The following is a 24,541-nucleotide window of genomic DNA, read 5'->3' as shown; positions in this document are numbered from 1 at the left end:
CCACGGGGGCCCGGCAGCGGGCAACGGAATGACTCGGGAGGCGCCCCCACGCGCCTCTGTGCGGCATCCGTACGCCTTTGAAGACACGTCCTACCAGTTCACCCCGTCCAGCCGGGCCAGGGCTGTGCGGGCCCGGGTGAGGGCGGCCCGGTGGTCGTGGTCCTCCAGCACGCGCAGGGCCTCCTCCAGCAGGTTCCTCGCGCGGCCGTCCAGCCCCTGGGCGATGCACACCTCGGCGAGGCTGACCCGTACCTGTGCGGCCGCGTGCAGGTGTCCGGCCGCTTCGGCCGTGACGAGGGCGCCCTCCAGGCAGCCTGCGGCCTCCGCGTGGTCGCCCCTGGCCATGTGGGTGTCGCCCAGGCCGTGCTGGACGATGCACTCCCCCAGCGAGTCGGCCTGTCGCCGGACGATGGCGAGGGCCTCCCGGTACCAGCGCAGGGCGTCGTCCAACCGCCCTTGGCCGAGGCAGAGTTGCCCGAGGCGGTGGAGGCTCATCGAGGCGACCCGCGAGCTGCCGATCGACTGGCAGATCCGCAGCGCCTCGGTCAGTTCCTGTTCGGCCCGGCCGGGGTCGCCGCCGGCGGCGTGGATCGGTGCCATGTTGGACAGGACGTGGGCGCGGCCCAGCGGGTCCCCGGCGAGCCGGAAGAGCTCGGCCGCCCGTTCGTAGCGCCGGAGTGCGCCGTCGAGGTCGCCGACGGTGTGCAGGCACAGCGCGATGTTGCGGTTGGCCAGGGCCGTTCCGCCGGTCTCGTCGAGTTCCTCGAAGAGTGTCAGCGATCTCTCCAGGTGGGGAAGTGCCTGCCCGGCCTGCCGCTGCGAGAGGTAGAGCGATCCGAGCGAGCAGCGCACCGCCGCCTCGCCGCGGACGTTGCCGGTGCGCCGGACGAGGTGCAGGGCCGTCTCGTGGCTCTCCTGCCAGTCGGCGTAGTGCTGCCGCACTTCGAAGAGGGTGACGAGTTGGGTGGCGGCCTCCCAGCACTCCTCGTCGAGGCCGTGTTCGGCGGCGAGGCCGACGGCGGCGAGGAGTCCGGGCCGTTCGGTGTCCAGCCAGCCGAGCGGGTCGGTCAGGACATGCCGGACGACGGCCTCCGGGGCCTGCCAGCGGGCGGAACCGCCGCGGACGACGGTGTAGTTGCCGCCCCACAGCTGGGCCTGGGCGAGGTCCATCAGGCCGAGCCAGCCGGCGAGGACGGCGCGGACGGTGCGGGCGCGCTGTTCGGCGGGCAGCCGGTCGACGGACTCCCTGAGGTAGAGGCGGACGAGGCTGTGGAAGCGGTAGCGGGGGTTGTCGGTCGGTTCGGCGTCGGTGGCGACGAGCAGCTGGCTGGTGGCGGCCTCGTCGATGACGTCGTTGGCGTCCTCGGTGTCACCGCCGAGGATCGCGCCGGCCATCCAGCCGGGTAAGGCCTCCGCGCCGAACAGGCTGAGGTCGCACAGGAGGTCGCGCAGGTCGGGCTTGAGCGTGTCGAAGGTCGAGGAGATGGTGCTGCGGACGGCCCGGTTGCCGTGGGCGAGTTCGTCGAGCCGTCGGCGCTCGTCGTGGATGCGGTGGGCCATGGAGGAGATCGTCCGGTGCGGCGAGGCGGCGAGGCGGGCGCCGACGATGCCCAGGGCGAGCGGCAGCCGGTCGATCTCGCGGACCAACTGGGCGCTGGCCAGGGGCTCCTGGGCGACCCGCCGGTCGCCGACGATCCGGCCGAGGAGTTCGACGGCCTCGGTCTGGGTCAGCACGTCCAGGTGGACGGACTCCAGTTCGGGGAGGCCGGTCTGCGGGCGGCGGCTGGTGACGACGACGCCGCAGTCCCGGCCGCCGGGCAGCAGCGGGCTGATCTGGTGCTCCTCGGCGGCGTCGTCGAGGATGACCAGGATCTTCTTCTCGGCGACCAGGCTGCGGAACATCGCGGCCCGCTCGTCGAGTTCGTCGGGGATGTCGCCGGGCGGGACGCCGAGCGCCCGCAGGAAGTGGTCGAGGACCCGGACGGGCGCCGCGGTGACGGTGTTGCTGCCGTGCAGGTCGTAGTAGAGCTGTCCGTCGCCGAAGCGGTCCTGGAGGGCGTGGGCGACGTGGACGGCGAGGGCGGTCTTGCCCGTCCCGCCGGGGCCGTACAGGTTGACGGCGCGGTAGGGGTGGTCCTCGGGCCCGCGCGGGTCCGCCAGGACCGCGGTCAGCCGGCGGACGGTCTCCTCGCGGCCGATGAAGTAGCGTGACTGCCTGGGGAGTTGGCGCGGGGCGGCGGGTCCTTCGGGCTTGCCGTAGCCGGGGTTCAGCTCGGGTGCGTCGCGGAGTATCTCCTGTTCGAGGCGGCGCAGTTCGTCGGAGGGTTCGATGCCGAGTTCCCGCACCAGCAGCCGGCGGCCCTCGCGGTAGATCTGGAGGGCGTCGGAGCGCCGTCCGGCGCGGTGCAGGGCGAGCATCAGCTGGCCGCGGAGCTTCTCGCGCAGCGGGTGTTCGGCGATCCGGTCGGCGAGTTCCTGGATCAGTCCCCGGTCGCGGCCGCGCAGCAGTTCCAGGTCGAAGTACTCCTCCAGGACGGTGAGCCGTTCCTCGTCGAGGGCGACCGCCCGGCGCTGCAGGACGTCGCTGTCCACGCCGCCGAGCGCGGGCCCGCGCCACAGGGCGAGCGCCTCGCGGTAGGTGCGCACCGAGGTCTCGAGGTCCCCGGCGTCGCTGGCGGAGCGCGCGCCGCGGACGAGTTCGGTGAAGCGGTCGACGTCCCGGCGGCCCGGGGCCAGCATCAGGGCGTAGCCCACGGGGTGGGTGACGAGGGCCTCGCTCATCCCGACGACGCCGAGGGTCTTGCGCAGGGTGGAGATGCAGATCTGGATCTGGGTGCGGACGGTGGTCGGCGGGTCCTCGGCCCAGACCACCTCGCTGAGGTGCTCGACGCTGACGATCTCCCGCGGCCGGCAGGCCAGGGCGGCGAGCAGGAGCCGGCTCCGCCTGGCCTGGAGGGGTACCGAGGTGCCGCCGCGCGTGACCGCGAACGGCCCGAGGAGTGCGAAGTGGACGTCGTCGTCCGCATCGTGCGGCTGCAGCCCCATCTGGTTCCTTTTCTGGTGGATTCCGTCCGGTGGGCCCGATCGGCTGCCCTGCCTCGTGAGCGGACGGCGACCGTGGGTGGCGATACGAGCCGCGGGTAATGCTCGCATGCTTCATCCGTGGGCGAAACCAGTCTGTCGACGCGGTGTCAACATCCTTTCGGAACAACCGATGGGACGGGGCCGCTCACCCCTGCGGACCCGTCGGGCGCAGCGTCATGGCGACCGGCATGCTGCCCAGGCCGGCGATGAAGTTGGACCGCAGGCGCCGGACGGGGCCGGCCGGTTCGAGGTGTTCCAGCCGGCCGAGGAGTTCGGTGAACAGCTCGTTCAGGGCGATCCTCGCCAGGATCGCGCCCAGGCAGTAGTGGGCGCCGGCCCCGAAGGTGATGTGGCGGTTGCCGGTGCGCCGCAGGTCGAAGCGGGCGGCGTCCTGGAAGACGGTCTCGTCGCGGTTGGCCGAGCCGACCCAGGCGGCGACCGCCTCGCCCTTGCGCAGCACCCCGCCCTCCAGTTCCACGTCCTCGACGGCGTGCCGCAGGAAGCTGCTGGCGGGGGAGGTCCAGCGCAGGCCCTCCTCGACCAGCGAGGGGACGAGTTCGGGGTGCCGGCGGGCCTCGGCGAGCTGGTCGGGGTGCTCCAGCAGGGCGAGGACGGTGCCGGTGAAGGCGTGCGGGGTGGTGGCGTTGGCGCCGAGCAGCAGGCTGTAGCAGTTGTAGACGGTCTTCGCCCGGCTGCCGAGTCCGGCCAGCAGGTCGAGCAGGTCGCCGCTGCCGTCCGGCCGGGCGGCGGTCTGCTCGGTGAAGTAGGAGAAGAGTTCGTGGTGGGCGATGGCCAGGGTGGCGTGCCGGTTTCGGATCTTGAAGCCGGGGTCCTCGGGGGACGCGGCCATCGAGGTCCACCGGACGAGGTCGGGCCAGTCCTGCTCCGGGATGCCCATGAGCGCCCCGGTGAACGTCATCGGGAAGTCCAGGGCGGCGGTGACCAGGTCGAAGGGCCGGCCGTCGGCGGCCGGGGCGAGGACGGCGCGGGCGGCGGCCCGGATGCGGGGCCGGGCGGCCTCCAGGGCGTTGCGCTGCAGGGCGTGCTGGAGCGGGCGGCGCAGTGCGGCGTGGTCGGGCGGGTCGGTGGAGACCATCATCTGGCCGGCGGCCTCGTCGCCGTGGCCGAGCTGGTCGAGCAGGCTGCCGCGCTCCGAGGTGAACGCGCGGGAGTCGCTGAGGACCCGGCGCACGTCGTGGTAGCGGGTGACCGAGGCGAAGCTCCGGCCGTCGGGCAGGGTCCGGCGGTGCAGCGGTGCGGCCCGGCGCAGGTGCGCCCAGATCCGGTGCGGGTCGCCGTCGGCGTGCAGTCCGGGGTCGAAGAGGTCCACCACGTCGAGGTCGACCTCGGGGGCGGGCTCCTGCCGGGGGTCGCTGCCGGTGTGCCGGGTCAGGACGGTCATCGGGCCTCCCTGGGCCGGTCGGGCGCCGCGACGGTGGCGAGCGCGGCGCCGAGGGCGTCGACGTACCGGTCGACCAGGGCGCCGGGGACGAGCGCGGGGTCGTGGGCGACCAGCACCCCGCTGCCCAGGTCGGGTGCGTCGATCATCGCGTCGACGCCGAGCGGGAAGCTGGCCTTGTCGTAGGACCACCACTCGTCGGCCTTGAACCGCAGGTCGTCCACCTGCCGGTACGGGTGGAAGTGGGTGAAGTTGAAGGAGACGTCGAAGGCGGGCCGGCCGAGGCCCTGCTCGATCGCCGAGAGCGGGTGGCGCCGGTGGGCGAGCAGGCGCTGTTCGGCCTCCCAGGTCCGCCCGGCGAGTTCGGCCCAGTCGCCCTCGACGGACTGCAGCCGCAGCGGGACGGTGTTGAGGAAGAGCCCGATCAGTGCGGCGGATCCGGGTACCTCGGGCCTGCCGTTGGCCACCAGGCCGGTCACCAGGTCGCGGTCGCGGCCGGTGGCGAGGGCGAGGGCCCGCAGGTGCAGGGAGAGCAGCAGGCTCTTCAGCGGGACGCCGGCGTGTTCGGCGGCGGCCTCCAGACGGGCGACGTCCGCCGGGTCGAGCGGGAGGTGGCGGGTCGCGACCGGGTCGGGGACGGCGCCGTCGGGGCGGTCGGGCAGGAGCAGCGGCGGCACGTCGGCCTCGGCCTGCCAGAACGGTGCGGACTGCGCGGCGGCCGCCTCCAGGGCGACGAACTGCCGGTGGCCGTCCGCCGGCACGGCGGGCAGCTGCGGGGTGCGGCCGGCCAGTTCGGCGTCGTAGCAGGTGAGCAGTTCGACCATCAGCTGGGCCATGCTCCAGCCGTCGATGACGGCGTGGTGGATGGCCAGGGTGAGCCGGAATGCCTCGGGTTCGCGGGCGATGTGGATGCGGAAGGCGGGGGGCGTGCCGCAGTCGATGCCGGTGGCGAGGTGGCGTTCGCGGAAGGCCCGGACGAGCGCCTCGCCGTCGCCGGTCTCGATCTCCACCGGGACGGTGACCTCGGGGTGGACGAGCTGCACGGCGGTGGAGTAGGTGGCGAGGTCGAAGGAGCTGCGCAGCAGCGGGTGGCGCCGGGTGAGCGCGCCGAGCGCGGCGCGGAACTTCTCCTCGTCGAAGGGCGCGTTGACGCGCAGGCCGACGAGGTCGTTGTAGAGGCTCGGGTCGCCGGCGAGTTCGCAGAGGTAGATCAGCCCGACCTGGAGGGTGGAGGCGGGGTAGGCGTCCTGCAGGCCGGCGGGCAGCAGGGCGCGGTCGGCGGGGCCGAGTCCGTCGAACGGCCGGTGGGTGGGTCCGGGTGCGGCGGCCGGGGTGAGGAGCGGGACGAGTTCGGCGACGGTGGAGGCGGTGAGGAGGCCGCGCAGGGGGAGGTCGAGGCCGCGTTCCTTGAGGTCGCCGACGACGGCGAGGGCGATCAGCGAGTCGCCGCCGGCGGCGTAGAAGTCGTCGTCCGGGGTGATGCCGTCGTCGCCGAGGTGGTGGCGCAGCACGTCGAGGAGGGTCTGCTCGGGTGTCCCCGGGCGTTCCGCGATCAGGGCGGCGACGGTGCCGGGGTTCTCGAAGACGGCGAAGTGGCCGCCGGGGAGCATCTCGACCCGGCTGCCGGCGGTGGTGCGGCCTCGCCAGGTGGTGAGTGCCTCCTCGTCCGCGTCGGGGTCGTCGGTGCCACCGAGGGCGAGGATCGGGACGTTCACCGTGTCGTAGGCGGGCCGGTAGCCGCGGACGAGCCGGAGGTCGTTGCGGATGGTCTCCAGGATGAAGGAGAGCATCTCCTCGTTCTGCAGGACCTCCGGCGCGGTGCCGCCCAACTCGGTGAGGACCTCGGCCAGTTCCTGGTCGGTCCGGTCGCGGGCGGCCATCCGGTTGTGCCGGAAGTCGCCCGCGTAGGCGGAGACGACGAGCAGCTCGGGCGCGGGCCCGCCGTTGCGCTCCAGCCAGGCGGTCAGCTCGGCGGCGATCAGGGAGCCCATGCTGTGGCCGGCCAGGACGAAGGGCCGGTCGAGCCGGGGCAGCAGGCGCGGGCCGAGCCAGTCGACGAGCTGCCGGGCGTTGTCGACCAGGGGCAGCGCGACGAGGTTCTCGCGGCCCGGCAGTTGCACCGGCTGGAGGTTGACGGCCGGGCGCAGGTCGCGGACCAGGGTGCGGAAGGCACCCGCGCCGGCCCCTGCGTGCGGCAGGCAGAAGACCGGGAGACCGGGGAGGTCGTTCTCCCAGAACGGCAGCAGATCCTCTGTCCTCATGCGGGGTTCCTCTCCGGGTTCGGGCGGGCTGCCGTCATCGTCCGGGGTGTTCGCGGTGCGGGTGTACCGGCCGGGCGTCGGCTTTCCGGGGCGCTCTCCGCCGTGCGGGGGAGGCGGCGGTGCGCCGGGGCCGCCGGCATCCGCCGCGCGGCGGATGCCGGGGCCGATTCCACTCCCGGGGCGGATGGTTCCGCCGGTCCGGCTCGGCGAGTTTGGTACCGCAGAACGAATGGCGGACCAGCCGGTCCGCCCGCCGAGAAAGCGGGCACTGATGAACTCCAAGAAATTTCCCCGGGACGTGGGTGTCTACCGGGTCGACGGCGGCGAACTGGAGCGGATCGAGCGCCTGGTGGCCCGGGTGCGGAAGCAGTTCGCCACCGCCTCCGACACGGACTTCCTGTTCCACGCGGCGAGCCTGGCGACCGGGCTCCCGGACGGCCTGGTGGACTTCCTGCGGTCGTTCGAGCTGCACGAGACCACCGCCGGCGTGGTGGTCAGCGGGCTGCCGGTGGACGACGAAGCGATCGGCCCGACTCCCCCGCACTGGTCGCAGCAGCCGCAGCCGTCCTCGACCGTGCGGGAGGAGGTCTTCTTCGTGCTGCTCGCGGCGCTGCTCGGCGAGCCGTTCGGGTGGTCGACGCTGCAGTCCGGCCGGATCATCCACGACGTGCTGCCCGTCCGCGGTGAGGAGACGGCGCAGAGCGGGCACGGCAGTTCCGACCTGCTGGAGTGGCACACCGAGGACGGCTTCCACCCGTTCCGCTGCGACTACCTCGGGCTGATGGCACTGCGGAACCCGACGGGGGTGGCGACCACCTTCGCCGGCGTCGGGAACCTCGTGCTGCCGGCCGAGGTGACGGAGGTGCTGCAGCAGCCGCGGTTCCTGATCCGGCCGGACACCGAGCACCTGCGCACCGGCCCGGCGGGCAGCAGCGTGCACGACATCGCGGCGCGCACCAGCCCGGTGCCGGTGCTGTTCGGCAGCCGCACCGAGCCGTACCTGCGGATCGACCCGTACTTCATGGACGCCGTCCCCGGGGACCCGGACGCGACGCAGGCGCTGAAGTGCGTGGTGGCCGCGCTGGAGGCGGACCTGGAGGACCTGGTGCTCGACCCGGGCGAGGTCGCGTTCGTCGACAACTACCGGGCGGTGCACGGCCGGCGGCCGTTCGAGGCGCGGTACGACGGGACGGACCGCTGGCTGAAGAAGGTCGTCGTCGCCCGGGACCTGCGCAAGTCGCGGGAGTTGCGGAGCAGTGCGCGCTCGCGGGTGGTGGCATGATCCCGCAGGCGGTGGCGCGGCCGTTCCTGCTGCGCGATCCGGAGCACTTCCGGATCGAGTTCGAGATCAACCCGTGGATGGCCACCGGTTCGCAGCCGAGCCCCGAGCTCGCCAGGGCGGAGTGGGAGGCGCTCGGCGCGGCGCTGCGGAAGGCGGGCGGGGTGGTGCACACCGCGCCGTCCGACCCCGACTGGCCCGACATGGTCTTCCCGACCGACACCGCCGTGGTCAGCGGCGGCCGGTTCCTGCGGTCGCGGTTCAGCCGGCCCGAGCGGGGCGGCGAGGCGCGGTTGGCCGCCGAGTGGCTGACCGGCAACGGCTGGCAGGAGATCCGCACCGCCGGCTGGGACGCGGCCGCCCGGCTGGAGGGCGGTGACGTGCTGGCGTTCGGGGAGCGGCTGCTCGCCGGGCACGGCATGCGCAGCACGGCGCAGGCGCACGCCGGTCTCGCCGCGGCCTTCGGCCGCGAGGTGGTGCCGGTGCGCCTGGTGGACCCCCGGTTCTACCACCTGGACATGTCGGTCTGTCCGCTGGACGACCGGCGGGCGCTGGTGTTCCCGGGGGCGTGGGACGGGGAGAGCCGCCGCCGGCTGCTGGACCTCGTCCCCGAACCGCTGGTGGTGACCGAGCAGGAGGCGCTGACCTTCTGCGTGAACTCGGTGGTCATCGACACCTCGGTCGTGATGTCCGCGTGCCCCGCGCGGATCGGCCGCCGGCTCGAGGCCTGGGGCTTCGAGCCGGTCGTGACCCCGATCGACCAGTTCACCAAGGGCGGCGGCGGCATCCGCTGCATGACCCTCGACCTCGATTTGCTCGCCCAAGGCGTTCCCGCCGTCCGACAGTAGGAGCAGAAGTGTCCGAGTCGAATTCCGCACTCCACCAGGTCGTGGTCAACCACGAGCTCCAGTACTCCATCTGGCCGGTCGGCCGTGACCTGCCCGCGGGCTGGACGGCCGAGGGCGTCAGCGGCACCCGGGAGGCGTGCCTCGCGCACATCGAGGAGATCTGGACGGACATGCGTCCGCTGAGCCTCCGTCTGCGCATGGCGCAGGAAGTCGGCTCATGACCGTCCGTGCCGCCGTGCCGGGCGTCCCGCACACCGCGGAGCTGCTGCTGCCCGAACTGTTCTGGCGTCAGGTCGCCCTGACGCCGGACGCCGTGGCCGTCAGCGACGGGGCCGAGGCCCTGAGCTACCGCGAGACCGGCGAGAGGGTGCGGGCCCTGGCAGCGCGGCTCGGTGAACTCGGGGTGGGCCCGGAGGCGATGGTCGGCATCCAACTGCCGCGGTCCGTCCGGCTGGTGGTGGCCATGCTGGCCGTGGCCACCGCCGGCGGCGCCTTCCTGCTGCTCGACCCGGAGCACCCGGCGGAGCGCCGGGCGGGGATGCTCGGCACGGCCCGTGCCCTCGCGCTGGTCTGCGAGGAGCCGGTCCCCGGTCCGTGGTCGCGGGTGCGGCCGGACGAGGGGCCGGTGGCCGACGGGCCCGTCGCGGCGCCCGCGGAGCTGTACCCCGACAACGCGGCGTACGTCGCCTTCACCTCGGGGTCGACGGGTGCGCCCAAGGGGGTGGTCAACACCCAGGCGGGCCTGGCGAACCGGCTGGCGGACGCGGTCCGCCGGCACGGCGTCGGCCCCGGTGACCGGCTGCTGTCGGCGACCGGTCTCGGCTTCGACCCGGTGGTCTTCCAGGTCTTCCTGCCGCTGGTCTGCGGCGCGACCCTGGTGCTCGCCCCGGACGGTCTGGAGCGGGACCCGGTGGCGCTGCTCGCCCTGCTGCGCGAGGAGCGGATCACCGCGCTGGAGCTCGTCCCCTCGGTGCTGCAGGTGCTGCTGGAGCAGCCGGAGGCCGCCGGGGTCGGCGGCCTGCGCTGGCTCACCTCGGCGGGCGAGATGCTGACGGGTGACCTGTGCGCCCGCGCGCTGTCCGTGCTGGGTGTCCGGGTGCGGAACGTGTACGGGCCTGCGGAGTGCGCGATCGGCGTCACCGACCACCCGTACGACCCGGCGCAGGGCCCGGGCGGGGTGCCGCTGGGCGGACCGATCGACAACGTCCGGATCGTCCTGCTCGACGAGGACGGCCACCGCGCGGAGAGCGGCGAGATCCACCTCGGCGGGGTGTGCGTGGGCCGCGGTTACCTCGGGGCGCCGGGCCTGACCGCGGACCGGTTCCGGCCGGATCCGGACGGCCCGCCCGGTGCCCGGCTGTACCGGACGGGCGACCGGGCGCGGACGAACCTGCGCGGCGAGCTGGAGTTCGCCGGGCGGATCGACAACCAGATCAAGCTCAGCGGGGTGCGGATCGAGCCCGAGGGCATCGAGGCGCTGCTGACCGCGCACCCCCTGGTGGAGGCGGCGGCCGTCACGGTGGCGCCCGACCGGGTGGGCGGGCAGCAGCTGGTGGCGTTCGTGAAGGGCTCCGCCGGCCACGAGGAGCTGCGCGGCCACCTGCGCGCGCACCTGCCCGACTCGCACCTGCCGTCGGTCTTCCAGCCGGTCGACGAGCTGCCGCTGACCGCGAACGGCAAGGTCGACCGGACGGCGCTCACCGTCGACGCCGACCCCCGCCGGGCGCCGTACCGGGCGCCGCGGACGCCCGAGGAGGTCCAGGTCACCGAGGTCTGGCAGGAGGTCCTCGGCGTCGGGCGGATCGGCCTGGACGACGACTTCTTCCAGCTCGGCGGCTACTCGCTGCTGCTGCTCCGGGTGGCGATGCGGCTGCGCAAGCTCTCCGGGCTGCCGCTGCAGGTGCGCGAGCTGTTCGGCGCGCCGACCCCGGCCGGGCAGAGCCTGCTGATCGCCGGCGCCCGGGCGCAGGCCTCACCGGTGTCGGCGGTCGAGCCGGTGCCACGGGAGGGGCCGCTGCCGCTGTCGTACGCCCAGCAGGACCTGTGGGTGCTGGACCGGATGAACCCGGGCAGCGGCGAGTACACCATGCCGATCATGATCCGGCTGCCGGAGAACGGCATTCCGACCGTGGTCGTCGAGGGCGCGCTGCGCGACCTCGCCGCCCGGCACGAGATCCTGCGCACCCGCTACGCGTCGGTCAACGGCAGCCTCTGCCAGATCGTCGACAAGGACCGGCCGGTCCGGCCGTCCGTGGTCGAGGTGACCGAGGCACAGCTGCCGGAGGCGGTGCGCCGCGAGACGGCCGCCGGGTTCGACCTCGCCGAGGGGCCGGTCTGGCGGGCCATGCTGGCCCGGGTGTCGGACGGCACCGACGCGCTGCTGCTGACCTTCCACCACATCGCCTCCGACGGCTGGTCGATGGTCGTGCTCCGCCGCGAGCTGGACGAGCTGATCTCGGCCCGCAAGGACCGCCGTGAGCCCCTGCTGCCGGACATGTCCGTGCAGTACGCGGACTTCGCGGTGTGGCAGCGCGAGCGGGTCGAGGGCGGCGCGCTCGACGAGCAGCTCGCCTACTGGCGCCGCCAGCTGGCCGGCCTGCCGACGCTCGACCTGCCGACCGACCGGCCCCGGCCGCCGATCCGGGACACCCGCGGCGCCGCGTTCGAGTTCGAGATCCCCGCCGCCGTCATGCGCCCGGTGCTGGAGGCGGGCTGGCAGCGGGGGGCGACCCCGTACGCGACCCTGCTGGCCGCGTACGCCGCCCTGCTGGCCCGGTACTGCGGGCAGGGCGACGTCCCGATCGGCACCCCGCTGGCCGGCCGGCTGCGCGAGGAGGTCGCCGGGGTGCTCGGCTGCTTCCTCAACACCGTGGTGATGCGCTGCGACGCCACCGGTGACCCGGCCTTCACCGAGCTGCTGGAGCGGGTGCGGCGGACGGTCTCACAGGCCCAGGAGGCGCAGGAGGTGCCGTTCGCCCACCTGGTGCGCGAACTGGCCCCGGAGCGGGACCAGTCCCGCAACCTGCTGGCCCAGGTGCTCTTCGACCTGCACGACGACGGGGTCACCTCGGTCGACGGCGGCAGGACCGACACCGGGATGCTGCTCGACGCCTGGACGGGCTCGAAGGCCGACCTGAACCTGGTCGTGCAGATCCAGCCCGACCGCTCCTGCCTGGCCGTGCTGGAGTACTCGACCGCGCTCTTCGACGCAAAGACCGTGCGCCGGCTGGCCGGACACTTCCGGCAGCTGCTGGCGGGCGTCGCGGCCGACCCGCAGGCCCGGCTGCACGAGCTGCCGCTGCTGCCGCCGGAGGAGCACCGGGCGGTCCTGGCGGCGGGGCGCGGGGCCGACGCGGCCCGCCCGGAGCTCGCCGTGCACGAGCTGTTCGCCGTCCAGGCCGCGAAGACCCCGGACGCTCCCGCGCTGCTCTCGGACGCGGGCGGGCTGGACTACGCCGAGCTGGCCGACCGCAGCGACCGGCTCGCCTCGCGGCTGCGCGGCCTCGGCGTCGGACCGGAGTCGGTCGTCGGCGTCTGCCTCGACCGCGGCACCGACCTGGTGGTGTCCTTCCTCGCGGTGTGGAAGGCCGGCGCGGCGTACGTACCGCTGGACCCGGACTTCCCGGCCGAGCGGCTGCGGTACATGCTGGACGACTCCGGCGCCCGCTGCGTGATCACCGACCGCGCCCGGGCCGGCGTGCTGCGGCCCGCCGTGCCGCTGCTGCTCGACGATCCCGGGGAGCGGGACGCGCTCGCCGCGCAGCCGCCCTTCGAGGCCGCCCCGGCCGACCTGGACGCGCTCGCCTACGTGATCTACACCTCCGGCTCGACCGGCCGCCCCAAGGGCGTCATGGTCGACCACCGCGGCCTGCTCAACTACCTGATGTGGACGGTCGAGGACTACGCGGGCTCCCGCCCCGGCGGCACCCCGCTGTTCTCGTCGACCGCCTACGACATGGTGGTGCCCGACCTCTACACCGCCCTGGTCACCGGCGAGCCCGTCCGGCTGCTGCCGCCGCACTTCGACCCGTCCGAGCTGGGCCGGCTGCTGGCCGCGGGCGCGCCGTACTCCTTCGTCAAACTGACGCCCGGTCACCTCGACCTGCTGAGCGCCCAGCTCACCCCCGAGCAGGCCGCGGGCCTGGCGGGCGTGCTCGCCGTCGGCGCCGACTCCTTCCCGGTGCCGGTGCTGGAGCGGTGGCTCGCCAAGGCCGGGCCCCACGGACCGCGCCTGCTCAACGAGTACGGCCCGACCGAGATCTCGGTGGCGAACTCCACCTACCGGATCACCGGTGGCGGCCACCTCGAGGTGCTGCCCATCGGCACCCCCGTCCCCAACACCACCATGTGGGTGCTCGACGGCCACGGGAACCCGTGCCCGGTCGGCGTGCCCGGCGAACTCCACATCGGCGGCACCGGCGTGGCCCGCGGCTACCGCAACCGCCCGGGGCTGACCGCGGCGGTCTTCGTGCCCGACCCGTTCTCCGCCGAACCCGGCCGGCGACTGTACCGGACGGGCGACCGGGCCCGGCTGCTCCCCGACGGGAACGTCGAGTTCCTGGGGCGCCTGGACGAGCAGATCAAGCTGCGCGGCCACCGGATCGAACCGGGCGAGATCACCGCCGTGCTGACCGAGCGCCCCGAGGTCGCCGACGCGCTGGTGCGGGTCGACACCAAGGGCGCCACCGGCCGGCTGGTCGCCTGGGTCGTCCCGGCGGACGGCCACGAGCCCGTCCCGGCCGAGCTGCTGGAGCACTGCGCGCTGCGGCTGCCCGCACCGATGGTGCCCGCCGCGCTGGTGCTGCTCGACCGGATCCCGCTGAACGCCAACGGCAAGGTCGACCACGCCGCGCTGCCGGCCCCGCCCGAGGAGGCGGCGCAGCCGGACACCGGCCCGCTGGGCGAGCTGGCGGAGGGCCTGGCCGGGCTCTGGAGCGACCTGCTGGGCTACGACGTGCTGCCCGAGCTGCACCGGACGTTCTTCCAGCTCGGCGGCGACTCCGTGCTCGCCTCCCGGCTCGTCGCCGCGGTCGAGGCCGACTACGGGGTCCGGCTGCCGCTGCGCAGCGTGTTCGAGCACCCCACCGTCGCCGGCCTCGCCCGGCTCGTCGAGGAGCGGATCAGGGCGGACATCGCCGAGATGTCCGACGCCGAACTGACCCGGTTGACCCCATCGGACGAAGAGGACCGAGATGAGCACTGAGATCGACGACCGGCGGCAGTCGCTGCTGCGGCAACGGCTGGCGGGTGCCCGGCGCTCCCGCGCGGCCGTCCCCCGCCTCGACCTCTCGGCCGAGCTGCCGCTCTCCTTCGGCCAGCGCCGGCTCTGGTTCCTGGACCGGTACGACGAGAGCGCCACCGACAACCTGGTGCCGATCGTGCTGCGGCTGACGGGCCCGCTCGACGCGGCGGCCCTGGGTCGCGCCTGGGACCGGCTCGTGGAGCGGCACCTGGTGCTGCGGACGCGCTACCGGGCGACCGGGGACGAGCCCGTCCAGTGGATCGCCCCCGACGGCCCGCGGCTCGAACTGACCGACCTGGCCGCCGCCGAGGACCCGGAGCGGGCGGCGCAGGAGCTGGCCGAACGGCTCGCCGCCCGGCCGCTGCCGCTCTCCGGGGGCGCCGCCGCCCGCATCCACCTGCTGCGCACGGCCGCCGACCGGCACCTGCTGGTCGCGGTGTTCCACCACATCGCCTTCGACGGCTGGTCGGAGCCGGTGTTCTGGTCGGAGCTGAGCGCGTGCTACCGCGAGGAGACCGGGGCGGGCGCCGCCGCGCTGCCCGAACTGCCGGTGCAGTACGCCGAGTACGCCGCCTGGCAGCGGCGGCGCTTCGACGAGGGCCGGGCGGCCGCCGCCACCGCGTACTGGACGGAGCGGCTGGCCGGGGTCGTCCCGCTGGAGCTGCCCGCGGACCGGCCCCGGCCGGAGGTGCGCGGCCCCGCCGGCGGGGCCTGCCGGTTCGCCGTCCCCGCGGACACCGCCGACGGCGTCCGCGCGCTCGCCCTGGAGCACGGCACCACCCCGTTCGCCGTGCTGCTGACCGCCTTCCAGGCCCTGCTGGGCCGGTACACCGGGCGCAGCGACGTCGCGGTCGGCGTGCCGGTCGGCAACCGGCAGCGGCCCGAACTGCAGGACCTGATCGGTTTCTTCGTCAACACCGTGGTGATGCGGGCGCGGTGGTCCGGGCAGCAGGGCTTCGCGGAGCTGCTGCAGGACAACCGGCTCGCCGTCCTCGACGCCTTCGACCACCAGGAGCTGCCCTTCGAGTGGCTGGTGAACGAGCTGGACCCGGAGCGGGACCTGTCCCGCACTCCGCTGGTGCAGGTCATGTTCGGCTACCAGAACACCGGCGCGAGCGGCCCCGAGCTGCCCGGGGTGCGGGCGGAGGCGGTCGAAACCGCCTGGACCACCGCGAAGTTCGACCTCAACCTGCAGGTCGTCGACGCCCCGGCCGGCCCGCTGGACGCCGTGCTGGAGTACTCGGCCGAGCTGTTCGACGCGGCCACCGCGGAGAGGATCGCCGCACACTTCCTGCGGCTGCTGGCGAGTGCGGTACAGGCACCGGACACCCCGGTCGCGGCCCTGGAGTACCTCACCGCGGACGAGCTGCACCGGTTCGTCACCGCCCCGAACGACAACGCGCAGGAGCGCGGTCCGGCGGCGGTGCACACGCTGGTCGCGGCGCAGGACCCGGCCGCGGTCGCCGTCGTCGCCGCCGACGGGAGCCGGCTGACCTTCGGCGAGCTCGACGCGCGGGCCAACCGGCTCGCCCGGCACCTGATCGCGCTCGGCGCGGGCCCGGAGACCACGGTCGGCGTCCACCTCGACCGCGGCCCGGACCTGGTGGTCGCGCTGCTCGCGGTGCTGAAGTCCGGTGCCGCGTACGTGCCGGTCGATCCCGCGCACCCGGCGGAGCGGACGGCGCACGTGCTCGCCGACGCCGGGGTGGCGCTGGTCCTCACCGGTACGGCGCGGGCCGGTGCGCTGCCGGCCGCCGAGGGCCGGACGGCCGTCCTGGTGGACGCCGTGCGCCTGGACGGCCTCCCGGCCACCGACCCGGGCGTGGTGGTCGACCCGGACAGCCTGGCCTACGTCATCTACACCTCCGGGACGACCGGACGCCCCAAGGGCGTCGAGACCACCCACCGCGGCCTCGCCAACTACCTGTTGTGGAGCGCCGAGGCGTACGCGCAGGCACCGGGCGGCACGGCGCTGTTCTCCTCGGTCGCCTTCGACCTGGTGGTGCCGAACCTGTGGACGGCGCTGATGCTCGGCCGCCCGGTCACCCTGCTCCCCGCGGACTTCGACCTCGCCGACCTCGGCCGGCTGCTGCTGGCGGCCGGCCCGCTGAGCTTCCTCAAGCTGGCCCCCGGCCATCTGGAGGTGCTGGCGGGCCAGTTGGACGCCGGGCAGCGCCGTTCGGTGGCGGCGACGGTGATCGCGGCGGGCGACAGCTTCACCAGTGCCCTGGTGGACCGCTGGCGGGTCGACGGCGCGCGCCTGGCCTCCGAGTACGGCCCGACCGAGATCACCGTCGGCAACTCCTGCCAGGAGGTGACCGGCCCGATCACCACCGAGCTCGTCCCGCTCGGCGCCCCGATCCCCAACACCACCGCCTACGTGCTGGACGGGGGCCTGCGGCCGGTGGCGACGGGCGTGGTCGGCGAGGTGTACGTGGGCGGCACCGGGGTGGCCCGCGGCTACCGCGGCCGGCCCGGGCAGACCGCCGAGAAGTTCGTCCCGGACCCGTTCTCGGCCGTGCCGGGCGGGCGGCTCTACCGGACGGGCGACCTCGCCCGGATGCTGCCCGGCGGGGAGATGGAGTTCGTCGGCCGGTGCGACACCCAGGTCAAGATCCGCGGATACCGGGTCGAGCCCGGCGAGGTGCAGAACGTCCTCGACGAACACCCGGCCGTCCGGGCCTCGGTGGTCGTCGGCCGGACGGACGGCCCGTCCGGCACCGAACTGGTCGCCTACGTGGTGGCCGACGACCGCGGCGCCGACCTGACGGCCTTCCTCGCCGAGCGGCTGCCCGCCTGGATGGTCCCCTCCGCCGTCGTCCACCTGGCGGAGATCCCGCTCACCAGCAACGGCAAGACCGACCACCGTGCGCTGCCCGCGCCGGGCCGCCGGTCCCGGCTGACCACGGAGTTCACCGCACCGCGGCCGGGCGTCGAGGCCGAACTCGCGGAGCACCTGCGGACGGTCCTCAGGACGGAGGCGGTGGGCGCGCACGACAGCTTCTTCGAGCTGGGTGGCGACTCCATCCGCGCGGTGGCCCTGGTCGGCGCGCTGCGGGCGGCCGGCTTCGACGTCGCCGTCCGGGACGTGTTCCGGCACCGCACGGTCGCCCGGCTCGCCGCCGCGCTCGGCGGGCGCAGCCGCGGGCGGCTGGACGCCCCGCTGGTGGCCCCGTTCGAGCTGCTGTCCGAGGCGGACCGCCGGCGCGTGCCGGAGGGCGTCCGCGACGCGTACCCGCTCAGCCAGGTCCAGTTGGGCATGCTGTTCGAGATGCACGCGGCGGGCGGCGAGGGCAACTACCACAACGTCACCTCGTTCCGGATCCGCGACCCGAGGCCCTTCTCCGCCGCGGCGTTCCAGGCGGCGGTGGACCACGTGGTGGACCGGCACGAGATCCTGCGCACCTCGATCGACCTCGACGGCTACTCCGAGCCGATCCAGCTGGTGCACCCGGACGCCCGGATCGCGGTGGACAGCGTCGACGTCTCCGGTCTCTCCCCGCAGGAGCAGGAGGCGGAGCTGCGGGCGCTGATGGCCCGGGAGCGCGACCGGCCGTTCGAGCTGGACCGGCCGCCGCTGCTGCGGTTCTTCACCCGCAGCCACCGGGGTGGCTGGTGGCTGACCTTCACCGAGTTCCACCCGATCCTGGAGGGCTGGAGCTTCAGCTCGATGATCATGGAGGTCCTGGACCGCTACCGGGAGCTGGCGGCGGGCTCGGCGCCCGAGCCGCAGCCGCTGCCCGAGGTGCGCTTCGCGGACTTCGTGGCGCTGGAGCGCACGGCGCTCGCCTCGGAGGCGTCCCGCGAGCACTGGCGGGCGTCGGTGGCCGCGCACCCGAAGTTCACGCTGCCCGGTGCCTGGGGTTCGACCACCGAGCCGCCGGGTTCGATCCAGCAGACCTACGTCCGATTCGCGGACCTGCAGGAGGGGCTGCGGGCGCTGGCGGCCCGCGCCGACGTGCCGCTGAAGAGCGTGATGCACGCCGCGCACCTGAAGGTGATGAGCATGCTCACCGGCGAGGAGGCCTTCTCCTGCGGCCTGGTGTGCGACACCCGGCCCGAGGTGGCCGGCGCCGACCGGGTGTACGGCCTGTACATCAACACGGTGCCGTTCCCGTTCCGGCGGGGTGCGCGCACCTGGACGGAGCTGGTCCGGCAGGTCTTCGAGACGGAGATCGGCCTCTGGCCGCACCGCCGGTTCCCGCTCGGCCAGATGCAGCGGGAGTTCGCCGGCGGCCAGCGGCTCGCCGACGTGTACTTCAACTACCTCGACTTCCACGTCCTCGACACCGAGCTCATCGACGTCGAGACCAGCATCGACGACAGCCCGAACGAGTTCGGCCTGTCGGTGACCTCGCACCCCGGGCTGCTGGCGCTGATCAGCCGTCCGCAGGACGTCTCCACGGAGAACCGGGAGCGCCTGGGCGCGATGTACCGCGCGGTGCTGGAGGCGATGGTCGCCGACCCGGAGGGGGACGCGACGGCCGCGCACCTGCCGGAGGGCGAGCGCGAGCTGGTGCTGCTGGCGCCGAACCGGACGGACGCCGCCCACCCGGCGACCACGCTGCCCGACCTCTTCGAGGCGCAGGTCCGCCGCACCCCGGACGCGGTCGCGGTGGTGGACACGGACGGCTCCACGCTCTCCTTCCGGGAGCTCGACGAGCGGGTCGACCGCCTGGCGCACGTCCTGGTGGAGCTCGGCGTCGGCCCGGAGCGCTTCGTCGCCGTCTGCCTGCGCGACGGCACCGAGATCCTCACGGCCCTGCTGGCCGTGAGCAAGGCGGGCGGCGCCTACGTGCCGATCGACCCCGCCCACCCCGCGGACCGCTCCGGCTTCATCCTCGACGACACCGCGGCAGGGGTGCTGGTCACCCGGGACTCGCTGCGGGGGCGCTTCGCGGGGTACGCGGGCACCGTGCTGTCCCTGGACGGCGACGCGCAGCGGATCGCCGCCGCGCCGGCCACCGCGCCCGGCCGGGAGCTGACCCCGGCCAACCTGGTGTACACCCTGTACACCTCCGGCTCGACCGGGCGGCCGAAGGGCGTGCTGATCACCCACGAGGGGCTGGTGAACTACCTGCTCTGGGCGGTCGACGGCTACGGGCTGGACGGCGCCGACGGCGCGGTGATGCTCGGCTCGGTCGCCTTCGACCTGTCCGTGCCGAACTTCTTCCTGCCGCTGATCGGCGGGCGCAGCGTGACGGTGCTGCCGCCGGAGCAGAGCCCCGAGTCGCTCGCCGCGCTGTTGGCCGGCACGGCCGACTACAGCCTGCTGAAGATCACCCCGGCGCACCTGGACGTGCTGCGCTCGCTGATCGGCCCCGATGGGACGGTCGACTCGGTGCGGACCTTCGTGGTGGGTGCCGACGAGGTGAAGCCGGAGACGGTGGTGGCCTGGCGGAAGACCGCCCCGGGCGCCCGGATCATCAACGAGTACGGTCCGACCGAGACGGTGGTGGGCTGCTCGGTCCACGTCGTCCCGGAGGACTTCGACCCGTCCGTGCCGGTGCCGATCGGCCACCCGATCGCCAACATCCGGATGTACGTGCTGGACGCCGCGCTCCAGCCGGTGCCGGTCGGGGTGGCCGGCGAGCTGTACATCGGCGGCGCCGGCGTGGCCCGCGGCTACCTGGGCCGGGCCGCGCTCACGGCGGAGCGCTTCCTGCCGGACCCGTACGCCTCCGCCCCGGGCGCCCGGTTCTACCGGACGGGCGACCTGGCGCGCCGCCGCCCCGACGGCGAGCTGGAGTTCCTCGGCCGGATCGACCACCAGGTCAAGATCCGCGGCTACCGGGTCGAGCTCGGCGAGATCGAGGCGGTGCTGCTCACCCACCCGGAGGTCGCCGAGGCGGTGGTCGCGGCCCGCGAGGACGTGCCGGGCGTCCGGCGGCTGGTGGGGTACGTGGTGGCCGCCCCCGGGGCCCGGCCGGCGCCGTCCGCGCTGCGGGCGCACCTGTCCGCGGCGCTGCCCGAGTACATGGTGCCGGCGGTCTTCGTCCGGCTCGACGAGCTGCCGCTGAGTTCGGCGAACAAGGTCGACCGGAAGGCGCTGCCGGCGCCGGAGGAGGCCGGGGCGGCGGAGCGGGCGGCGGAGTTCGTGCCGCCGCGCAGCACGACGGAGCTGGTGCTGACCGCGATCTGGGCCCAGGTGCTCGGCAACGACGCGATCGGCGTGCACGACGAGTTCACCCGGCTCGGCGGCGACTCGATCACGGTCGTCCGGATGGTCGCCCAGGCGAAGCTGACCGGGCTGGACCTGACGCCGCGGATGGCGATGAGCCACCAGACGGTGGCGGAGCTCGCCGCGGCGCTCGACGCCGCCGCGGCGGACGGCCCGTCGACCGGCCGGGACTGGACGGCGCGGCCGGCCCGCGGGCGGGGCCGGGGCCGGCTCTCGGTGCGGCCGGACGACGGCCTGCGGGAGCTGCTGGCCGACCGGGCGATCCCCGGGGTGAGCGTCGCCGTGGTCGACGGCGGGGAGGTCGTGGACACCTGGCAGCACGGGGTCGTCCGGGCCGGTGCGGCCGACCCGGTCGGTGACCGGACGCCCTTCCAGGTGGGCTCGATGAGCAAGCCCACCTCGGCGGTGGTCGCCCTCGCCCTGGCCGCCGAGGGGCGGCTCGACCTGGACACGGACGTCGCGGAGTACCTGCACGCCCTGCGCATCCGGGACGTGCACGGCGCGCCCGCGAAGGTGACCGCCCGTCAGCTGCTCAGCCACAGCGCCGGGCTGCCGATCGCCGGCTTCGCCGACTTCCACCCCGCGCAACCGGTGCCCGCCCTGGACGCGGTGCTGGACGGCACGGCGGTCGCCGGGCGGCCTGCGCTGCGGGTGGACCCGCTGTTCGCCGGACTGACCAGCTACTCGGCCACCAACTTCTCGGTGCTGCAGCAGGTGCTGTCCGACCTCACCGGGGAGCCCTTCGCCGAGCTGGCCCGGCGGCTCGTCCTCGGGCCGCTCGGGCTCGCGGACAGCAGCTTCGCCCAGGACCTGCCGGACCGCGCCGCGGTGCCGGTCGCCCTGGGCCACGACGCCGACGGCCGGCCGCTCGACGGCGGTCTGCGGATCACCCCGGAGGCGGCCGCCGGCGGACTGTGGACCACCCCGGCGGACCTCGCCCGGCTGCTGCTGTCGGTCCGGGCGGAGGCGCTGGGCCTGGGCCCGGGGGTGCTCGGCACCGCGCTGGCCCGCGCCGCCCTCACCGGGCACGCCGACTTCGACTACGGGCTCGGCATGATGACGGACCGCCAGGGCCGCTGGTTCGGGCACTCCGGGTCGACCAAGGGCACGGTCGCGATGGCTGCCCTCGACCTGCGCACGGGCAGCGGCCTCGCCGTCGCGGTGAACGGCGCGGCCGGGGGCGAGGCCGTCGCCCGGATCACCGGGCAGGCGGCCCGCGCCGACCGCGACCTCGCGTGGATGAACGGCATCCACCGCTACATGCACCTCACCGGATACCTGGGCAACAGGGCCTAGGGGATGTCCTCGAAGGGTGCTCGGGTGGTCGATTCAGGGGCGCGTGGGGGCACCTCCCATGTGGCATCCGTACGCCTTCGAAGACGATTCCGCGGCCTGACGCGCCGCCCACCGGGCCGGCGGGGGAACTGCCCCGCCGCCGGCCCGCCTTGCTCAAGCAGACCAAGAGAGGGCAGAAAGACAGTGGCTGTAAGTCTGGACATCCATGCCGAACCGGGCGCTCTCGTCCTGGACGGCGCCGAACGCGCGGACATCGAGCGGCTCGTCGAGCACCTCTCCGCCGTCCCACCGCGGCTGGTGGACCACCCGACGTGGCTGGCCGCCGCCCGCGACCGCTCCTGCCGGCTGCCGGCCCGCGTGCTGGAGGAACTGCGCCGCTTCCGCAGCGACCCGGGGCCCAACGGCTGCCTGCGGATCGCCGGACTGCCGGTCAGGCCCGAGGGGCCGACGCCGGTCGAGGCCGGCTCGGTCGAGCGCAACGCGACCGCCTCGGCCACCCTGCTGGCGCTGTGCGTGATGCAGCTCGGCGAGATCGTCGCCTTCCGGCAGGAGAAGTCGGGGGCGCTGCTGCAGAACGTGGTGCCCGTCCCCGGCCAGGAGTTCGAGCAGAGCAACGCGGGCTCCCAGCCGCTCCAGATGCACGTGGAGAACGTGCACCTGGACCACCGGCCGGACTTCGTGTCGCTGCTGTGCCTGCGCAACGACCACGACGACCGGGCCGGGCTGCGGGTCGCCTCGATCCGCCAGGCCCTGCCGCTGGTCGGGCCGGAGCACCGGCGCGTCCTCGCCGAGCCCCGCTTCCGCTCCACCCCGCCGCCGTCCTTCGCGGCCGGCCGGGACCCGGTGCACGCCGTGCTGAGCGGCGCGGAGGAGGACCCGGACGTCCGCGTCGACTTCGCCAACACCCATCCGCTGGACGCCGGGGCCGCCACGGCGCTGGCCGGGCTGCGGCGGGCCGTCGAGGCCGTGCAGACGGACCTCGTCCTCGGCGCGGGCGACCTGGTGGTGGTGGACAACCGGGTGACCCTGCACGGCCGGTCGGCCTTCGTGCCGCGCTACGACGGCCGGGACCGCTGGCTGCAGCGGGCGTTCGTCCACATCGACCACCGGCGGACCCGCGGCCTGCGGACGGGCGACGGCAACGTGCTGAGCTGATGGGAGCCAGTGTCGTGAACTCACCGAAGATCTCCGGGCGTCGACTCCTCGACGACCTGGACATGCTCGCCACCTTCGGCGGGCGGGAGGACGGCGGGGTGGACCGGGTCGCGGGGTCGCCCGCCGACCTGGCCTCCCGGGTCTGGCTGGCCGACCGGATCACCGCCGCCGGGCTGCACGCCTGGACGGACGAGGTCGGCAACGTGTTCGGGCGCCAGCCCGGATCGCGCGGCCCGTGGCTGCTGACCGGCTCGCACACCGACACGGTGCCGGTCGGCGGCCGGCTGGACGGCGCGTACGGCGCCATCGCGGCCGTCGAGGTGCTGCGCACCCTGCACGAGGCCGGCCATCCGGCGGCCGCCGCGGTCGAGACGGTCGGCTTCTGGGACGAGGAGGGCGTCCTGCCGACGTCCAACGGCGGACTGGTCGGCTCCGGCACGCTGGTGGAGTCCGGGCACATCGACGAGATCACCGGGTTCGTCGAGCTCCACGTCGAGCAGGGCCCCCGGCTGGAGAGCCGGCGCAGCACGCTGGCGGCGGTGGAGGGCATCGTCGGGATCGACCGGTACCTGGTGGTCGTCCGGGGGCAGGCCAACCACGCCGGGACGACGCCGATGAACGTCCGCGCCGACGCGGGCCGCGCCGTGGCGAAGATCGCGGCGCACCTGTGGGAGACCGCGAACGAGGTCGACGAGTCGATGGTGGTCAACGTCGGCGCGATGCAGCTGTACCCGGGCGCGCCGAACGTGGTGCCCGGGGAGGCGCACCTGACGGTGGAGTTCCGGGCCGAGTCGGAGCTGTCGCTGCTGCGGGCGGTCGAGCGCACCCGCGCGCTCGTCCGCCGGATCGGCACCGAGCAGGGCTGCTCGGTGGAGGTGTCCCAGCTGTCGCACAAGCCCGTGGTGCGCTTCGAGGACGGCTACGTCGACCGCATCCACGAGGTGTGCGTGCGGCACGACCCGACGGCGGCCCGCCTGATGAGCTACGCGGGGCACGACGCCTCCGCGCTGAGCTCCCGGGTGCCCACCGGCATGATCTTCGTCCCCAGCACGGCCGGCATCAGCCACTCGCCGGTGGAGCAGACCCCGAAGGACGACCTGATCCTGGGCGCCCAGGTGCTGCTCGACCTGCTGGTGGAGCTGGAGTCCTCGCGTTCGCACGCCGTTCCCGTCCACTCGGAGGCACGATGACCGGCTTCCGGAGGGTGGGCGTGTTCTGCGGCGCGCGGCCGGCCAGGCAGGAGTACCTCGACCTCGCCCGGGAGACCGGCCGCTGGCTGGGCCGCCGCAGGGTCGGCCTGGTGTACGGCGGCGGCGGGACGGGGCTGATGGGTGCGGTGGCCGAGGGCGCGCTGCTCACCGGCTCGTACGTCACCGGGGTGGTGCCGCACCACCTGCTGAGCCTGGAGGGGCGTCAGCCGCCGGGCGTGGAGCTGATGGTGGTCGCCACCATGCACGAGCGCAAGGCGCTGATGTACCAGCTGTCGGACGCCTTCGTCGTCCTGCCGGGCGGGCTCGGCACGGCCGACGAGCTGATGGAGATCGCCACCTGGGCCAAGCTCGGCCTGCACAGCAAGCCGGTGTTCGTCGTCAACCACGGCGGGTTCTTCGACGGTCTGCTGGCCTGGCTCGACCTGGCGGTGGGCGAGCGGATGATGACCGCCGCGGACCGCTCGCTGATCAGGGACGTGCCCTCGCTGGACGCCCTCGACGGCTGCTTCTCGCCCGACCTGCCCGTCCCGGTCGCCGGGGCGGCCCCCGGCCTGCCCCGCTGACCGGGCCTGCCTGCCGCCCCCG

General features: G+C 74.4%; 11 protein-coding genes. 8 read left to right on the top strand and 3 right to left on the bottom strand.

The window, feature by feature from the left end:
* Window positions 1-90: 90 nt before the first annotated feature.
* The 3 genes from AB0442_RS09990 to AB0442_RS09980 form a co-directional block, all read right to left on the bottom strand.
* The gene (locus AB0442_RS09990; protein ID WP_366161906.1) at window positions 91-3,045 is read right to left on the bottom strand and encodes a BTAD domain-containing putative transcriptional regulator; all 2,955 of its coding nucleotides are present in this window, start codon (window positions 3,043-3,045) and stop codon (window positions 91-93) included.
* Window positions 3,046-3,229: 184 nt separating this feature from the next.
* Entirely contained in the window at window positions 3,230-4,486 is a 1,257-nt protein-coding gene (locus AB0442_RS09985) for a cytochrome P450 (protein ID WP_366161905.1), read from the bottom strand.
* On the bottom strand, window positions 4,483-6,744 hold the full coding sequence (locus AB0442_RS09980; RefSeq protein ID WP_366161904.1) for an alpha/beta fold hydrolase: 2,262 nt from the start codon (window positions 6,742-6,744) through the stop codon (window positions 4,483-4,485). Before AB0442_RS09980 ends, AB0442_RS09985 begins: the two co-directional genes overlap by 4 nt.
* 229 nt (window positions 6,745-6,973) lie before the next feature.
* On the opposite strand from AB0442_RS09980, the gene gntD reads away from it, so the two are divergent.
* From gntD to AB0442_RS09940, 8 genes are all read left to right on the top strand, one after another.
* Complete coding sequence (gntD, locus tag AB0442_RS09975; protein WP_366161902.1) at window positions 6,974-8,026, top strand: guanitoxin biosynthesis L-enduracididine beta-hydroxylase GntD; 1,053 nt, start codon at window positions 6,974-6,976, stop codon at window positions 8,024-8,026.
* Window positions 8,023-8,871: an arginine deiminase-related protein gene (locus tag AB0442_RS09970; RefSeq protein ID WP_366161901.1), complete on the top strand. Its 849-nt coding sequence runs from the start codon at window positions 8,023-8,025 to the stop codon at window positions 8,869-8,871. The genes gntD and AB0442_RS09970 overlap by 4 nt, the downstream gene beginning before the upstream one ends.
* An 8-nt stretch (window positions 8,872-8,879) precedes the next feature.
* Complete coding sequence (locus AB0442_RS09965) at window positions 8,880-9,092, top strand: MbtH family NRPS accessory protein (protein ID WP_366161900.1); 213 nt, start codon at window positions 8,880-8,882, stop codon at window positions 9,090-9,092.
* Entirely contained in the window at window positions 9,089-14,074 is a 4,986-nt protein-coding gene (locus tag AB0442_RS09960) for an amino acid adenylation domain-containing protein (protein WP_366161899.1), read from the top strand. Before AB0442_RS09965 ends, AB0442_RS09960 begins: the two co-directional genes overlap by 4 nt.
* A complete protein-coding gene (locus AB0442_RS09955; RefSeq protein ID WP_366161898.1) occupies window positions 14,064-21,590 on the top strand; it encodes an amino acid adenylation domain-containing protein in 7,527 nt (2,508 codons plus the stop codon). Before AB0442_RS09960 ends, AB0442_RS09955 begins: the two co-directional genes overlap by 11 nt.
* A gap of 183 nt (window positions 21,591-21,773) precedes the next feature.
* A complete protein-coding gene (locus tag AB0442_RS09950; protein ID WP_366161897.1) occupies window positions 21,774-22,745 on the top strand; it encodes a TauD/TfdA family dioxygenase in 972 nt (323 codons plus the stop codon).
* Window positions 22,746-22,759: 14 nt separating this feature from the next.
* A complete protein-coding gene (locus AB0442_RS09945) occupies window positions 22,760-23,935 on the top strand; it encodes a Zn-dependent hydrolase (RefSeq protein ID WP_344626076.1) in 1,176 nt (391 codons plus the stop codon).
* Window positions 23,932-24,519 (top strand): TIGR00730 family Rossman fold protein, encoded by a 588-nt coding sequence (locus AB0442_RS09940; RefSeq protein ID WP_344626075.1) that lies wholly within the window; start codon window positions 23,932-23,934, stop codon window positions 24,517-24,519. The genes AB0442_RS09945 and AB0442_RS09940 overlap by 4 nt, the downstream gene beginning before the upstream one ends.
* Window positions 24,520-24,541: the final 22 nt, after the last annotated feature.

Source organism: Kitasatospora sp. NPDC085895 (assembly GCF_040702125.1).
Classification (GTDB): Bacteria; Actinomycetota; Actinomycetes; order Streptomycetales; family Streptomycetaceae; genus Kitasatospora; species Kitasatospora arboriphila.
Note: the sequence above shows the minus strand (reverse complement) of the source record. Positions and strands in the feature narration are given on the sequence as shown.